Origin of the sequence: Erythrobacter longus, from assembly GCF_000715015.1 — a bacterium.
GTDB classification, from domain to species: Bacteria; Pseudomonadota; Alphaproteobacteria; order Sphingomonadales; family Sphingomonadaceae; genus Erythrobacter; species Erythrobacter longus.
Window position 1 is genome coordinate 335191 of record NZ_JMIW01000003.1, and the last position, 13643, is coordinate 348833.

Annotated in this window: 17 protein-coding genes; 10 read left to right on the forward strand and 7 right to left on the reverse strand. The window is 58.8% G+C overall.

The genetic code is table 11. The features are described 5' to 3' along the window. Positions 1-16: 16 nt before the first annotated feature. The gene (locus tag EH31_RS08760) at positions 17-631 is read left to right on the forward strand and encodes an ABC-type transport auxiliary lipoprotein family protein (protein WP_241765876.1); all 615 of its coding nucleotides are present in this window, start codon (positions 17-19) and stop codon (positions 629-631) included. 18 nt (positions 632-649) lie between these two features. On the opposite strand, the gene EH31_RS08765 is transcribed toward EH31_RS08760, so the two are convergent. Genes EH31_RS08765 through crcB form a run of 6 tightly spaced genes read right to left on the reverse strand, consistent with a single transcriptional unit; the run spans position 650 to position 4524 of the window. Further along, the gene (locus EH31_RS08765; protein ID WP_034959773.1) at positions 650-1345 is read right to left on the reverse strand and encodes an ATP12 family chaperone protein; all 696 of its coding nucleotides are present in this window, start codon (positions 1343-1345) and stop codon (positions 650-652) included. Next, positions 1342-1614 carry a hypothetical protein gene (locus EH31_RS08770; protein WP_034959774.1) on the reverse strand — a complete coding sequence of 91 codons (273 nt, stop codon included), beginning with the start codon at positions 1612-1614 and terminating at the stop codon, positions 1342-1344. Before EH31_RS08770 ends, EH31_RS08765 begins: the two co-directional genes overlap by 4 nt. Continuing rightward, a complete protein-coding gene (locus tag EH31_RS08775) occupies positions 1611-2270 on the reverse strand; it encodes an HAD-IA family hydrolase (RefSeq protein ID WP_034959775.1) in 660 nt (219 codons plus the stop codon). The genes EH31_RS08770 and EH31_RS08775 overlap by 4 nt, the downstream gene beginning before the upstream one ends. Next, complete coding sequence (locus EH31_RS08780) at positions 2267-2854, reverse strand: FMN-binding negative transcriptional regulator (protein ID WP_034959776.1); 588 nt, start codon at positions 2852-2854, stop codon at positions 2267-2269. Before EH31_RS08780 ends, EH31_RS08775 begins: the two co-directional genes overlap by 4 nt. Continuing rightward, the gene (locus EH31_RS08785; protein ID WP_051699089.1) at positions 2855-4138 is read right to left on the reverse strand and encodes an RluA family pseudouridine synthase; all 1284 of its coding nucleotides are present in this window, start codon (positions 4136-4138) and stop codon (positions 2855-2857) included. Then, a complete protein-coding gene (crcB, locus tag EH31_RS08790) occupies positions 4135-4524 on the reverse strand; it encodes a fluoride efflux transporter CrcB (RefSeq protein WP_034960126.1) in 390 nt (129 codons plus the stop codon). The genes EH31_RS08785 and crcB overlap by 4 nt, the downstream gene beginning before the upstream one ends. A 270-nt stretch (positions 4525-4794) precedes the next feature. Between crcB and rpsU the strand changes: the two genes are divergently transcribed. From rpsU to EH31_RS08820, 6 genes are all read left to right on the forward strand, one after another. Then, complete coding sequence (gene rpsU, locus EH31_RS08795) at positions 4795-5001, forward strand: 30S ribosomal protein S21 (protein WP_006834591.1); 207 nt, start codon at positions 4795-4797, stop codon at positions 4999-5001. A gap of 158 nt (positions 5002-5159) precedes the next feature. Then, positions 5160-5777: an FKBP-type peptidyl-prolyl cis-trans isomerase gene (locus tag EH31_RS08800; protein ID WP_034959777.1), complete on the forward strand. Its 618-nt coding sequence runs from the start codon at positions 5160-5162 to the stop codon at positions 5775-5777. A 91-nt stretch (positions 5778-5868) separates the two neighbouring features. Beyond that, positions 5869-7584, forward strand: a complete 1716-nt coding sequence (locus EH31_RS08805) for a DUF4153 domain-containing protein (RefSeq protein ID WP_051699091.1) — start codon at positions 5869-5871, stop codon at positions 7582-7584. An 82-nt stretch (positions 7585-7666) separates the two neighbouring features. Further along, a complete protein-coding gene (gene gatC / locus EH31_RS08810) occupies positions 7667-7969 on the forward strand; it encodes an Asp-tRNA(Asn)/Glu-tRNA(Gln) amidotransferase subunit GatC (RefSeq protein ID WP_034959780.1) in 303 nt (100 codons plus the stop codon). A gap of 81 nt (positions 7970-8050) precedes the next feature. Beyond that, positions 8051-9535, forward strand: a complete 1485-nt coding sequence (gene gatA / locus EH31_RS08815) for an Asp-tRNA(Asn)/Glu-tRNA(Gln) amidotransferase subunit GatA (RefSeq protein WP_034959781.1) — start codon at positions 8051-8053, stop codon at positions 9533-9535. Beyond that, complete coding sequence (locus tag EH31_RS08820) at positions 9532-9906, forward strand: hypothetical protein (protein WP_152553519.1); 375 nt, start codon at positions 9532-9534, stop codon at positions 9904-9906. Before gatA ends, EH31_RS08820 begins: the two co-directional genes overlap by 4 nt. Here EH31_RS08820 and EH31_RS08825 read toward each other — a convergent pair. Next, the gene (locus tag EH31_RS08825; RefSeq protein ID WP_081853317.1) at positions 9903-10700 is read right to left on the reverse strand and encodes an FkbM family methyltransferase; all 798 of its coding nucleotides are present in this window, start codon (positions 10698-10700) and stop codon (positions 9903-9905) included. The genes EH31_RS08820 and EH31_RS08825 overlap by 4 nt on opposite strands. Before the next feature lie 176 nt (positions 10701-10876). On the opposite strand from EH31_RS08825, the gene EH31_RS08830 reads away from it, so the two are divergent. The 3 genes from EH31_RS08830 to EH31_RS08840 are packed head-to-tail and all read left to right on the forward strand — an operon-like array spanning position 10877 to position 13635. Continuing rightward, positions 10877-11131 carry a hypothetical protein gene (locus EH31_RS08830; RefSeq protein WP_034959784.1) on the forward strand — a complete coding sequence of 85 codons (255 nt, stop codon included), beginning with the start codon at positions 10877-10879 and terminating at the stop codon, positions 11129-11131. Further along, positions 11124-12623 carry an Asp-tRNA(Asn)/Glu-tRNA(Gln) amidotransferase subunit GatB gene (gene gatB, locus EH31_RS08835; protein WP_034959785.1) on the forward strand — a complete coding sequence of 500 codons (1500 nt, stop codon included), beginning with the start codon at positions 11124-11126 and terminating at the stop codon, positions 12621-12623. The genes EH31_RS08830 and gatB overlap by 8 nt, the downstream gene beginning before the upstream one ends. 16 nt (positions 12624-12639) lie before the next feature. After that, positions 12640-13635: an esterase-like activity of phytase family protein gene (locus EH31_RS08840; RefSeq protein WP_081853318.1), complete on the forward strand. Its 996-nt coding sequence runs from the start codon at positions 12640-12642 to the stop codon at positions 13633-13635. The last annotated feature ends 8 nt before the right edge of the window (positions 13636-13643 follow it).

Sequence of the window (13643 nt, forward strand, 5' to 3'; positions counted from 1 at the left end):
ATGAGCCATGATGAAAATGCGTAGCGCTGCAGCGCTTATCGCCGCCAGCCTTGTTTTGACCGGATGCGTCAGCTTTGGCGGGGCAAGCGAAACGCCTGAAAGCCTTCTCACTTTGACGCCCAGCGCAAGTTCGCCTGTGGGCTCTGGCGTGACGTCCGGTGTTGAGGGGAGTGCAGGCTCGATCGCGGTGCTCACTCCCGAAGTGCCTGCAAAGCTTGATGTGTTGCGAGTGCCTGTGAACGTGTCGAACAGCGAAGTTGCCTATTTGCAAAACGCGGTTTGGATCCAAAAGCCAGCGCGCCTTTTCCGCAGCTTGCTCGGCGAGACCTTGCGCACTGCGTCGGGTGATACGCCCGCGCTGCTTGTGCTTGATACGTCCGATACGCCGCTGCGCCCAACACAGACCTTGCGCGGGACATTGATCGATATGGGCTATGACCCGGCGAGTTCGTCTGTGGTTGTCCGCTTTGAGGCCGTGCACACGATGGACGATGGCCGGGTGACATCGCGCCGCTTCGAAGCGCGCGAAGACGGCGTCTTGCCAGAGGCAGCATCGGTTGGCCCTGCGCTTAATGTGGCGGCGAACACTGTCGCAAAAGACGTGGCCGCTTGGGTGCTCGCCGCTGAATAACGGCGCTTTGCCCGCGCGTTACCTTTGCACCAATTCCCAAAATTCGCGCGCTTTTAGAAAATCGCGCGTGCGTTTTTCGCGGCGGTCTTCGGCTTCCTCGTCGCGGCCCCATTGCTCGATTTGCCAGTCTTCTTCGAGGTTTGCCGCGTTCCAGAGCGCCAACGTGTCCGCCTCAGGCTCACTTGCGCTAAGCCCTGTGATGAGCGATGCGGCAAGGTGGGTCATCATCTCAATTGCGGCAAGGGCAAAGGGGCTTTGCCCGGTTAATGCCCCGCGCAATACGTCCAAGGTCGCATCGCTTTGGGGCCGATGGATAACGCCGGAAATGCGGATAAACTGCGCGCCGAGCCGTGCTTCAAAGGCGGTTACAATCGGTTCCCACACTTCTTGCTGGCGGGAATAAAGCGGCTCTTCCGGATCAGCGCGGTAAAGCAGCGTGTCAGTATCGCCATAAGGCACGGTCTTTTCGACCAGCGCCAGCGGGTCTGGGCTCACCATGTCGATGGCATAATCGGCCATATCGCGCAGCGGCATGGTGGCCGGGTCAATCTTCTCGCCTTGCCGGTCCCATTCTGCCGCGAGCGCATCGGCCAAGGCGTTCGTTGGCACGACTTGCGCAAGCCCGCCGACTGTTTTTATCGTGCGCGTATCCAGCATGACCTGAAAGCCGCCGTCTGCCGGCTGGATCGAAACGTCTTTGTAAAACCGCCTCATTTCTCGCCCCGGTTACTGATATCGCGGTTACTCATTTCGCGGTCGCCTGCCTTCCAGCGTTTCGCCAATGTGACTGGCAAAAAGAAGAACGTGACCAATCCTGCAAGCGCCAGGCCCACGCCCAGCGCGTAAGGCAATGCAATCACATCGCGTGCAATCGCAATGCCAAGGCCCACCGCCACGATCGCGCCCAGGCGCACAAGGTTCATCACCATATATCGTTTGGCGGCAATGGCTTCTTCGGGCGTTGGTGCAGGGGCGTTGCTCATGCAAATCGGTCCAATTCTTCGCGCAAATCCCCCATGGTATGCGCCACAAAATCGGCGCCCGTCGCGGTCAGATCGTCGGGAGAATGATAGCCCCACGAAACGCCCACCGCGCGCACCCGCGCAGCGCTTGCCATCTGCATATCGAAACTGGTGTCGCCGATCATCACGGCGTCTGCCGGCTGCGCGCCTGCTTCGAATAAAGCGGCTTCCAACATCGCCGGATGCGGTTTTGATGGGTGACGGTCTGCCGTCTGGAGCGAGACGAATAGGTCGGTAAGGCCGTGCCCTGTAAGGCAAGCGGCAAGGCCCCGGTCTGACTTGCCGGTCGCCACCGCAAGGCTCCACCCTTTGGCATGAAGGTCGCGCAAAAGCTCGGCGATGCCATCATAGAGCGGCTCATGCAAAAGCCCCTCTTCGCGCCGCTTTCGAAAGGCGGTTTTGTAGTTTTCGGTTATCTCGACCTGCTGATGATGCTTTGCCTCTGGCGCAAGCTCGCGGATCGCGACGGGCAGGCTAAGGCCCACCAAACGGCGCACCTCGCTCGGATCAGGCGAAGGCATTTGGGCAAGCTCAAACGCACGGTTCATGGCCCACAGCACATCGGCCTGGCCATCAACCAGCGTCCCATCGCAATCAAAAACGGCCAGTTTTGTCATTCGCTGACCTCACGCATCCACCGGGCAAGCTCTGGTTTCACCCCCGCTGTGATCCGCGCGCGTTCATCCGCGTTTTTCCTTTGGCTGAGTTTGAACGTGGGCCGCCGCTCTTCAACCTTGAGTGAAAAACCGGCGATCCCTTTGAACAGGCCCGACCACACCGTTTCGCTCGATTCCGATGCGAGCCACGGCTCCCCTTCAAGGCATCCCTCAAAAGTGGTGATGACATCGTGGAGCAAAGTCTCAAGCGCCTCATCGCTAAGCCGCTCGACCGTGCCTTCCAATTCCAGCGCGGCATAATCCCACGTGGGGACCGTGTCGCGGTTGTCGTACCAGCGCGGGGAGACATAACCGTCCGGCCCATTGATCGTGATGAGCGCACGCGCTCCTTCAAGATGCGGGGTAAGCGCATTGGTGCGCGCCAGATGAAAGCGCAGATCGTCATGTCCATAAGCCAGCACCGGCACATGGCTTGCGCGCGGGCCATCTGGTGTCGTCAGGAAAACGGTGCCGAAAGCGACCTCGCTGATCAGCTTTTCGTGCAGCGCCTGGTCATTGTGGCGATAGGCTGGGTTCGGGTGCACTTAGCGTTTGCCCTTTGGGTTGCCGCCTGATTTTGAGCCTGATTTTGGGCCTGATTTTCCGGCTGCCCGCTTAGGCGCTTTGCCCTTCGACTTGGCTGCAGCTTTCGCCTGTTTCTTTGCCGTGTTGGCTGACGTTGTTCGCCCGCGCCGTTCACCCCGGCGGTCCTTGCGATACTGTTTCGCATGGCGGCGCGCGGCCTGTTTCTTTTCAGCAGGCGTGCGCTCGGGCGCTTCATCGCGGACGGGCGAGGCATCGCTCAAGCTTTCATCAAAGCCAAGCGCTTCCATACTTGCCGCAAAATGGTCAGGCAGGGGGGCTGTGACATCAAGCTTGCTGCCCCCTGTCTTGGCAGCCGTTTCGCTCGCTGCCTTGCGTTCGGGCGTTCCGATGATGAGGCGGCGTGCGTGAAGGTGCATCTTGCGGCTGATCGCGCCTGTCAGGAACGCATCTTGCCCGCCATATTTGCCATCGCCCACAATTGGATTGCCGATCGCTGCCATGTGCACGCGCAATTGGTGGGTGCGCCCGGTCAACGGCTCCAACTCCACCCATGCCGCCCGCGTTCCCGCGCGCTCCACCACGCGGTAACGGGTTTTGGCGACTTGACCGTTTTCCTCATCGACGTGCATTTTTTCGCCGCCAGTGCCCGGCTGTTTGGCAAGCGGCGCATCGATGGTACCTTCGCGGACCTCGGGAATGCCAACGACCAGAGCCCAATAGATCTTGCGCGCGCTGCGCCCGGAAAAACGCTTGGAATATGACGCCGCGCTGCCCGGTGTTTTGGCGATAAGGAGCACGCCCGATGTATCTTTATCCAGTCGGTGAACGAGCCTTGGGCGGGGCTGATCTTCGCTTTCCACAAACGCATCGAGCAAACCATCAACGTGCTTCGTCGTCTTGCTGCCGCCTTGGGTGGCAAGGCCGGGAGGCTTGTTCAGCACGATTGCAGATGGCGTCTCGCGGATCACCATATCGCGGGCCTGCGAAATTTCTTCTTCGGTCAAAGGACGGCGCGATTTTGGCCCCTTGTGCTTGGCCTCGCCGCCAGGAGGTACGCGCAAAATCTGGCCCGTTTGAAGGCGGTCTTCAGGTTTTACCCGGCCGCCATCGACCCGGATTTGCCCCGTGCGCGACCAGCGCGAAACGGTTGCAAAAGGGATTTCGGGAAGATTGCGTTTGAACCACCGATCCACGCGGATGCCGTCATCATCATCATTGATGGTGAACTGGCGCACTTGCGCTTTGGATTTATCAGAAGCCGAATTGTCAGAAAGGTTGGTCATGCCGCGCTCTGCGCTCCTACAAGGCCGATCAAGAACGCGGCCATTCCTGCAATCACCGACGCGCTGCCATAGCCGAGCGCCTGGACAATAAAGCCGCGATGGACCAGCGTCACCATCTCCGCGCTGAAAGCGCTGAACGTGGTAAAGCCGCCAAGCAAGCCAATGCCAAGGGCAAGCCGCAAGCTTTCACTGGTTTGCGCCGCCAATGATGAGCGCGCAAGCCAGCCAAGCAGGACACCCATAGCAAGGCTGCCAGCGATATTAATCCCAAGCGTTCCCCATGGGAAAGTTGTGTTCGGGCCGGTCACATGAACGGCCGCGCGCCCAATGTGATAGCGCAGCACAGCACCGACCCCGCCGCCAACTGCGACGTAGAGGGATGCCATAAAAGGAGAAAGTGAGGTGGTGGTCATTGTGCAAAGCGCTTTAGCGGTGGTCTCTCTCGATGCATAGCGCAGTGATCGCATATAATGGCAAATCGCACTTTCGGGCGGGTTGCGGGTTGCCAATTTGCGCGCCCGGCGCTAATGGGGCGGCTGTGATTGCGCGAGCCCGTTTGGATTCGCGCCTTTTTTAGCGTCAGATTATAACGCACTCCCGCGGCCAACCATATCGCGGGCTCAGGCGTATTTTTGAAATAGAGGTAGTTGCCGTTTATGCAAATCATGGTTCGCGATAACAATGTCGATCAAGCCCTGCGCGCGCTCAAGAAGAAGCTGCAGCGTGAAGGTGTTTATCGCGAAATGAAATTGCGTCGGCACTATGAAAAGCCAAGCGAAAAGCGCGCTCGCGAAAAGGCAGCAGCCGTTCGCCGCGCCCGCAAGCTTGAGCGTAAGCGCATGGAGCGCGACGGCATCAAGTAAGCTTGTTGGGCGTTTAGGTGGGGCAACCCCTCGCGAAACGCTTGAACAAGTTTGCGCAATACGCCATCAGGGCGCGGGACAAACCTGCGCCCTTTTTGCTGCGCGCTTTATGCGCAGCGGCGCAGTTCAACCATTGGGTTTAATCACTGGGATCACACATGACCGAAGTCACCCGCGTACCAATTCAGCCCATCGCGAAGGGCTCGCTGACCAAGATCTGGCTCGGCGTACTTATTGCCATCCTTTTGGGCGCAGGCCTTGCCTGGGCGGCGGTTCCCAAGGGTTTGAGCATCGACACCCTTGTCGCTGGTGAAGGGCCAACCCCTCAAGAAGGCGACATGGTCTTCGTGAAATATAAGGGATCGCTTGCATCCAACGGCGAGGTCTTCGACGAATCGCAGGATATCCCGCTCCCCATCGAAGGCATTTTTCCCGAAGGCAGCCCGTTTCCAGTAGAGCCGGGTGCCACGATCGAGGGATTTTACCAAGGGCTTCAGCAAATGCAGAAGGGCGGCAAATACGAGCTCTTCATCCCGTCGGACTTAGCCTATGGCGCAGAGCCTCCCCAAGGCGCGCCCATTCCGCCTGATGCAGACCTCGTGTTTGAAATTGAAGTGGTCGATTTTATGGACCGTGAGACGTTTGATCGTAACCTTTCGATCCTTCAACAGGCGATGCAGCAAGCAGGTCCCGGCGGCCCGGGTGGACCCCAACAAGGTGCGCCACAAGATGCGCCACAGGGTGCACCACAGGGTGCTCCTCAGCCGGGTCAATAAATCGCGAATCCCGCGGCCTGTTTTATTAACGGTTCGCCTTTCATTGCAGGTTCAACTGGGTTAGATCATCCCTGCCTTATGGGAGGGATCATTGGCCGAAAATCAAAGCTTTGACCACGACGCGCAGGCTGTCGAGGAATGGCGCGAGCGCCCGTGGGTGCTCGCAGCGCTCCTCGCTGTTGCGGGGCTGCTTGTTCATGTCTTCACCGATGGTGCATCGGATGAACCCTGGCGCGCGGCATTTGCGGCTTTCGCGGTGTTCGGACCCCTCGCGGCGGCTTTCACGCTCAGCAAAGAACGCTGGCAGCCCTCGATCATCTTTGCGGTTATTGTCGGCCTGGTGATGGCCGGAATAGCGTGGCGTGCAACGGCTGCAGGTGACCGGTATTCGGACGAGGAATTCTGGGTCGCAGCAGGCGTCTTGGCGAGCCTTTTGTCTTTGCCCCTGTTTCAGGCAGGCTTTCACAAACACCGGTTGCAAACGAGCTATAAGGCCACTCACTTCCATGTCTGGACCGACGCGATCACAGCAGGCGGAGCGCTGGCGTTTGTGGGCCTTTCATGGGCATTGATTGCCATTTTGGCAGAGCTGTTCTCGGCTATTCAGATCGACCTTCTAAAGGACCTCCTCGACGAGGGGGCGTTTGGCTGGATGTTCTCTGGTGCGGCCTTTGGCGCGGCGCTGGGAGTGCTTCGCAACCAGTTAAAGATCATCGGCACTTTGCAAAATGTGGTCCTGCTGGTGCTGTCCATCCTCGCTGTCCCTTTGGCTGTCGCGCTTGTCATTTTCCTGCTCGCAGTGCTGGTCTCCGGGATCGACGTTTTGTGGGAGGCCACAAAAAGCGCGACCCCGCTGCTGCTCTCGGTTGCGGTGGGTTGCTTTGTTCTCGCCAATGCGGTGGTGCGCGATGACGATGAAGAAGCCAGCAAATCGCAGGTTCTTCGCATCGCTGGCTTTGTTCTGGCGCTCGGCATCTTGCCTTTGTCCGCCATGGCGGCGGTTTCGATGGGAACCCGCATCGCTCAGCACGGGCTTAGTCCCGAGCGTATATGGGCGCTTATCGCGATTGCAGTGGCCGTGGCATATGGCGTTGCTTACTTCGCCTCCGCCCTTCGTGGTAGGTTCGGGGGACGGCGCGAGGGGTGGCGGGGTTTCCTGCGCCAATCGAACCTTCATCTGGCGGTCATGACAGCGGGAATCGCCCTTTTGCTGGCGATGCCGATTTTCAATTTCGGCGCGATCTCGACCTCGAACCAGTTGGCCCGTCTGCAATCGGGCGCGGTGAGCGTGGAAGAATTCGACTATGCCGCCTTGCGCTGGGACTTTGGCGAGGCCGGGCGCGAGGCTTTGGCTGAGCTTACCCAGAGCGACGACGCGAAAGTCGCGGAACTTGCCCTTGCGGTGCAGAATGCGGAAAACCGTTACGATTCCAGGCGCACAGAAAATGTGGCGGCCATCAATCAGGCGTCCATCGAGATCGAAGATGATGAGGTTCGCCTGGCGGCAAGGACCTATCTGCAAAACAACTCGTACAGGTGCAGCGAAAAATGCCGAGTGGTTGAGCTAGGCGAGCTTGAGGGCAAGCCGCTTATGGTGTTTTTGGCTGAGCGCTACGACCCTGAATTCATCGTCTATGACAAAGGCACCAAGAAGGTTGAGCGGGCGGACATTCGCCATGGTCAAATGGGCCGCGAAGCGCCTTACACTGTCCTTGATTTTGATGACCATTCAAACGTGGAACTGCGCCCCTTTGAAGGCCAACAACTCTACATTGACGGCAAGCCTGCAAGCGGTGCGTTTGAATGACGCCTTCGCACCTGCAAAAAACTTGAGCACCTAGCGCTAACTCGTGCTTGAAGCGCCCCCATTGCTTGGCTAAGCGGACGCTATGTCTGTAGATAAACAAACCGTGGCGAAAATCGCTGGCCTTGCGCGCATCAAGATGGGCGATGAAGAGCTTGAGCGGATGGTGCCCGAGCTTAACAATATCCTCAACTGGGTCGAGCAATTGGGCGAGGTCGATGTGACCGGTGTCGAGCCCATGTCGGCGGTGATCCCCAACACGCTTCGCCTGCGCGATGATGTGGTGGATGCAGACCCGCTGACCGGCGGTGGCAAGCGCGACGATGTGATCGCCAATGCGCCTGCGGCAGAGCACGGCTTTTTCGGCGTGCCCAAGGTGATCGAATAGGGCCTCTGCGCCTTCAAAGCCAATACCGCTCGTAGCTTTGCATGGCGATGCACGGGCAGTCTCAGGACGAACGGAATTACTGTGAGCGAAGACCTTACCAACCTAGGCGTAAAAGCAATCCGGGACGGCGTTGCGGCCGGCGATTTCACCGCGCGTGAAGTCGCAGAGCAGTTCAACGCGGCTGTTGCGGGTGCTGCTGAACTCAACGCCTTTATCGTGACCACGCCTGAAGCAGCGCTTGATGCAGCCGACAGGACCGACGCCAAACGCGCGGCGGGCGAGGATTTGGGCGCAATGGGCGGCGTGCCGATTGGCATGAAAGACCTGTTTGCAACCCACGATGTACAGACCACGGCAGCCAGCCACATCCTCGAAGGGTTCAAGCCCCAGTATGAAAGCACTGTTTCGCAGAACCTGTGGAATGCTGGTGCGGGGATGTTGGGCAAGCTCAACCTTGACCAGTTTGCGATGGGTTCCTCGAACGAGACGTCGTATTTCGGCAATGTCAGCTCGCCTTGGCGTAAGGAAGGCAGCAATGCCGCGATGTCGCCCGGCGGTTCGTCTGGCGGGTCTTCGTCTGCTGTGGCGGCGCGCATTGCTCCTGCGGCAACCGGCACCGACACCGGCGGTTCGATCCGTCAGCCCGCCGCCTTCACCGGCATTTGCGGGATCAAGCCCACCTATGGCCGCTGTTCGCGCTGGGGCGTGGTGGCGTTTGCCTCTTCGCTTGACCAGGCAGGCCCAATGGCGCGTTCGGTCGAGGACTGTGCGATTATGCTGGGCGCGATGGCCGGATTTGACCCCAAGGACGCGACTAGTCTCCAGATGGACGTCCCCGATTGGGAAGCGGCCCTATCGTCTGACCTCAGTGGCAAGCGCGTGGGCATCCCCACCGAATACCGGATGGAAGGCACCGATCAGGATATCCTTGATTCGTGGGAGCAGGGCAAGGCGTGGCTGAAAGACGCAGGCGCCGAGATCGTCGATATTTCCCTGCCGCACACGAAGTATGCTCTTCCCGCCTATTACATCATCGCGCCTGCCGAGGCGTCTTCGAACCTCGCTCGCTATGACGGCGTGCGGTATGGTCTGCGCGATCTGCCCGAGGGGGCAGGCTTGCAGGATATGTATGCGCAGACCCGCGCGAGCGGCTTTGGCGATGAGGTGAAGCGGCGCATTCTGATCGGTACCTATGTGCTGTCCGCCGGCTTCTATGATGCCTATTACACGCAGGCGCAAAAGGTTCGTGCGCTGGTTTCTCAAGATTATGAAAAGGCTTGGGCGAAATGCGACCTGATCCTTGCGCCCACAACGCCGACCGCGTCCTTCCCATTGGGCTCGCTCAATGAAGACCCGCTGACCATGTATTTGAACGACGTCTTTGCGGTGCCTGCTTCGCTTGCTGGTTTGCCGGCGATGAGCGTTCCGGCGGGCCTTAACCCCGACGGCCTGCCGCTGGGTCTGCAATTGGTGGGCAAGGCGTTTGACGAGCAAACCGTTCTGAACGCAGGTCTTGCGATCCAGGAACGCGCCGGGTTTGACCACGCGCCGGAGCGTTGGTGGTGACCACCTTCGAGGCGGCCATAATCGCTATCCTCGCCGTGGGCTTTGTCATCCCGGCGTGGGTGATGGCGCTCTCGTTTCGTGAACGTGCAAAGGCCATGCGGGTGGAAGAGCCCAACAAGCGCTACTTCGCCTACGCAGCGCTCCTGCAAAGCCTGCATGCGCAGCTTGATCCGCAATCCAAGACTGTCCGCAATGGTCCGCTGTTCGCCGCCACTGTGCGCGAGCTTGCGAATTATCCCGAGTACCGCTCGTTCAGTGTGCTGTTCCTCGAAGAGATAACCATCACCGGTACGCGCAAGTTTGATCAGGTCGTTCGGGCAGAGCTGAAGGCGGTGGAAGCGCAGCTTCTCGATATCAAGGAGCCGGCTTAGCCCCGGATGAAAACGGTCTCATAAGGATGTGCAGGCCGAGGCTCATCCGCCTTGGTCAGCTCGAAACCATTTGGCTTTTCGAGATAGGCATCGCGCGAATAATCATTGCGCAAGAAAGCCACCTCGCATCTGGCAGCTTTGAACCGCTCAAGTATGCTCTCTTCCTCCTCGAGCAGTTCGACAACAATAGTTGCCGTCGCTTCAGGGTGCGTCAACAGCCAATCGGCGAGCTCATCCAGAACAGGTCCTTCTGCACCTTCAATGTCGATCTTGAAGACATTGTCCGCTTTGGGATCGAGCTCAACCAGATTACGCAGCGGTGCCGCAGGCACCTTTGCGTGGATCACCGCGTTTTCCGGTTTGTTGATCGTGCGGCTGCCGGTATTTGTTGGGCCTGAACGATCATAAAGAGTGAGTTCGCCGACTTCGGCTGCGAGTGCCACATTGTGGATCATCCCACGCAATCCGGCTTTTTCAAGATTGGCCTTGGCTGTCGCTGCCATTTGCGGCGAGGCTTCGAATCCAACCACATCTGCCCCGCGGCTGGCTGCGAGCAGGCTGAAATAGCCGATATTGGTGCCGAGGTCGTAGAACTTGGTTTGTGGCGTGATCCGCGAGGCTAAGAACTCAGATAAATTGGGTTCCCAATAACCGAATGTGAAAATGTACCGACTGACCATATCGCGTGTGTTTCCGCCAATCGGAAACCCATAATGCGTTCCAAAACGCAAAGTTGGAAAGACCCTGCCCAGCGCGGAGGCCGCATAGAACCTGAAGGTACGATAAGGGGTCATGCTGGGTTGCTTCTGAGTTGTTGGCGAGTTTGTTAGTTCGGACAGTTGTGGCGTTTGCAAGTTTTGGTGTCCAGTCCTTTGTAGGCCTTGCCAGAGCGCCCTTACAATGTGTCGATGGGGCTTGAGAATTGCACTGGCGTCACCGGGCTTTGGCGTTATATCGGCGAGGCAAACACATGGCGTTATTCGGACGGCACATTATGGTTGATACACCGCTGATCTTGGCAGGCATTGGCATTATGCTGGCTGTGCCGCTCACTTTTGTGTTTGCCAACTGGGTGCGCAAAAATGTGGACCACGGCGAGGCGCGCTTTGGTCCGGATGGGAAAATGATCTCGGGTGAGACCCAAACCACCGTAGACCGGAGCCACGCGCGCCCTGCACAACGCATCGAACAAGACGAACCAGATAAGGCAAGTGGCAATGAGTGACTACCGCATCCAAGGCGCAACCGGCGAATGGGAGGTCGTGATCGGCCTTGAAGTCCACGCGCAGGTGACTTCCAAGTCCAAGCTGTTTTCGGGCGCAAACACCGAATTTGGCGCCGAGCCCAATTCCCAGGTGTCTCTGGTCGATGCGGCCATGCCCGGAATGCTGCCCGTACCCAACCGCGAATGCGTCCGTCAGGCGGTGCGTACCGGTATGGCCATCGAGGCGCAGATCAACGCCTGGAGCCGGTTTGACCGCAAGAATTACTTCTACGCCGATTTGCCGCAAGGCTATCAGATCAGCCAGCTTTATCACCCGATTGTGGGCGAGGGGCAGCTCTTGATCGAAGCGGACGAGAAACACGGCATTCCCGAAGACAAAGTGATCGGGATCGAGCGTATTCACATCGAACAGGACGCGGGCAAGCTGATGCACGATCAGCATCCGACCATGTCCTATGTCGACCTTAACCGTTCGGGCGTTGCCTTGATGGAGATCGTCTCACGCCCCGATATGCAATCGCCGGCAGAAGCGGGCGCTTATGTGCGCAAGCTGCGCTCTATCCTGCGCTATGTGGGATCATGCGATGGCAATATGGAAGAAGGCTCCATGCGCGCCGACGTCAATGTGTCGGTGCGCAAAGTCGGCGCGACCGAGCTTGGCACGCGGACCGAGACGAAGAATGTGAACTCTGTGCGCTTCGTCATGCAAGTGATTGAATATGAGGCGAACCGTCAGGTTGACGTGCTTGAAAGCGGCGGCACTGTGGATCAGGAAACGCGCCTGTTCGACGTCGCGACCGGCACCACGCGGACCATGCGTTCTAAAGAAGACGCGCATGACTACCGCTACTTCCCCGATCCCGATTTGCTTCCCCTGGTGCTAGAGGATGACTTCCTCGAAGAATGCCGCGCGTCGCTCCCGGAACTGCCCGATGCAAAGCGGGTGCGGTACGAAACCGAGCTGGGCCTGACGCCGTATAATGCGCGCGAACTCACCCATGAGGTTGAGACCTTTGCGCGGTTTGAAACGCTGCTCACCGCCGCTGCGAGCGCTCTCGGAAAGCCCGAAGCAAAAGTCGCGACACAAGTTGCCAACTGGGCGCTGTCAGTGGCGCCCGGCGTGATCAAGTCGCTGGGTGAGGAGGCCGATGCCTCCCACGCGACTGCTGAACGTCAGGCTGCGATCCTTGCGATGCAGGACAAGGGCGAAATCTCCGGCTCACAAGCCAAGGAAATCTTCGAAATCGTCCTTCGGCAGGGCCGCGAGCCCGATGAAATCGCCGATACCGAGGGGCTCAAACAAGTCTCCGACACCGGCGCGATCGAGGCGGCGATTGATGACATCCTTGCGAACAACCAAGACAAGGTCGAACAATACAAAGGCGGCAAAGACAAGCTCTTTGGCTTCTTCGTCGGCCAGACCATGAAAGCGATGCAGGGCAAGGCGAACCCGGCGGTTGTGAACCAGATCCTGAAGGACAAGCTCGCCTAGCCATGTTGATGCGGCCATGCTCTTAAGGGTCGCTCTATGGGGTCCGCTCCTCTTGGCGGGCCTGCTGGCGGGCGGGTACATCTACCTCCATGATCCCTTCGCGCGCGATGGGACTGAGCTGTTGCAGGTGCCGCTTTCTGAGGTGGACCCTTCGCTCACCCAAGTCGGCGACCTCAAATATCTCGGCGGCCTCGACATCCCGCGCATGGGGCAGAATATTGGCGGGCTCTCCGGGCTTCGCTGGGATGCGGAGAGCGGGCGCTTGCTCGCAATCACCGACGATGCGCGCTGGGTGTGGATTACGCCTGAGGAGGCCGAGGGACGGCTCACCGGGATCACCGATATCAAGAGCGGGCCGCTCCTTGGGGAAGGCGGCGAGCCTCTTTCGGGCAAGGCAAAAGGTGACAGTGAAAGCCTGACATCGGTTATCGATCAGGGCTGGGCGGTTGGGTTTGAACGGGATCATCGAATTCTGGTCTATAAAAAGCTGGATCAGGAGCCTCAGCGGCTCAATGTGGATGTGGTCGATTTGTTGGGACCGCTCGAAGAGAACATGGGACTTGAGGCATTGGCGATCAGCGTCTCGACACAGATTTCGTGCGCTGAAAGACAGACATTGCCGGGTCGTCCCAATTGCATGGCCAGCTTCGATGGCGGTGAGCTTCAGCCTCTGTATGCAAATCCGCCTGAAACCGTCCGTAAACTCGGCGCAATACCAACCGATGCCGATACGCTCAGCGATGGGACGGCTCTCATCCTTTTCCGTTCTTACGACCCTGCCAATGGCAATTCTGGAGCGATTGTGTCGTTTGGCCCCGACAATGCCCGGCGCGAACTTCTCGTGCTTGCGCCGCCGCTGACTGTCGACAATTTCGAAGGGCTTGCCGTGCGCGAGGAAGGCGTCGGGGAAGACCGACGAACCTTCCTCTACATTGTCAGCGATGACAATTTCTCCGGTTCCCAGCGCACATTGCTTATGAAGTTTGAATTACTCGCCAAACCTGCGAACTGACGCTGCCC

Excerpts from the sequence above, each read along its gene's own strand:
- EH31_RS08760 (WP_241765876.1), top strand. The coding sequence starts at position 17 with ATGCGTAGCGCTGCAGCGCTTATCGCCGCCAGCCTTGTTTTGACCGGA.
- EH31_RS08765 (WP_034959773.1), bottom strand. The coding sequence starts at position 1,345 with ATGAGGCGGTTTTACAAAGACGTTTCGATCCAGCCGGCAGACGGCGGC.
- EH31_RS08770 (WP_034959774.1), bottom strand. The coding sequence starts at position 1,614 with ATGAGCAACGCCCCTGCACCAACGCCCGAAGAAGCCATTGCCGCCAAA.
- EH31_RS08775 (WP_034959775.1), bottom strand. The coding sequence starts at position 2,270 with ATGACAAAACTGGCCGTTTTTGATTGCGATGGGACGCTGGTTGATGGC.
- EH31_RS08785 (WP_051699089.1), bottom strand. The coding sequence starts at position 4,138 with ATGACCAACCTTTCTGACAATTCGGCTTCTGATAAATCCAAAGCGCAA.
- crcB (WP_034960126.1), bottom strand. The coding sequence starts at position 4,524 with ATGGCATCCCTCTACGTCGCAGTTGGCGGCGGGGTCGGTGCTGTGCTG.
- rpsU (WP_006834591.1), top strand. The coding sequence starts at position 4,795 with ATGCAAATCATGGTTCGCGATAACAATGTCGATCAAGCCCTGCGCGCG.
- EH31_RS08800 (WP_034959777.1), top strand. The coding sequence starts at position 5,160 with ATGACCGAAGTCACCCGCGTACCAATTCAGCCCATCGCGAAGGGCTCG.
- gatC (WP_034959780.1), top strand. The coding sequence starts at position 7,667 with ATGTCTGTAGATAAACAAACCGTGGCGAAAATCGCTGGCCTTGCGCGC.
- EH31_RS08825 (WP_081853317.1), bottom strand. The coding sequence starts at position 10,700 with ATGACCCCTTATCGTACCTTCAGGTTCTATGCGGCCTCCGCGCTGGGC.
- EH31_RS08830 (WP_034959784.1), top strand. The coding sequence starts at position 10,877 with ATGGCGTTATTCGGACGGCACATTATGGTTGATACACCGCTGATCTTG.
- gatB (WP_034959785.1), top strand. The coding sequence starts at position 11,124 with ATGAGTGACTACCGCATCCAAGGCGCAACCGGCGAATGGGAGGTCGTG.
- EH31_RS08840 (WP_081853318.1), top strand. The coding sequence starts at position 12,640 with ATGCTCTTAAGGGTCGCTCTATGGGGTCCGCTCCTCTTGGCGGGCCTG.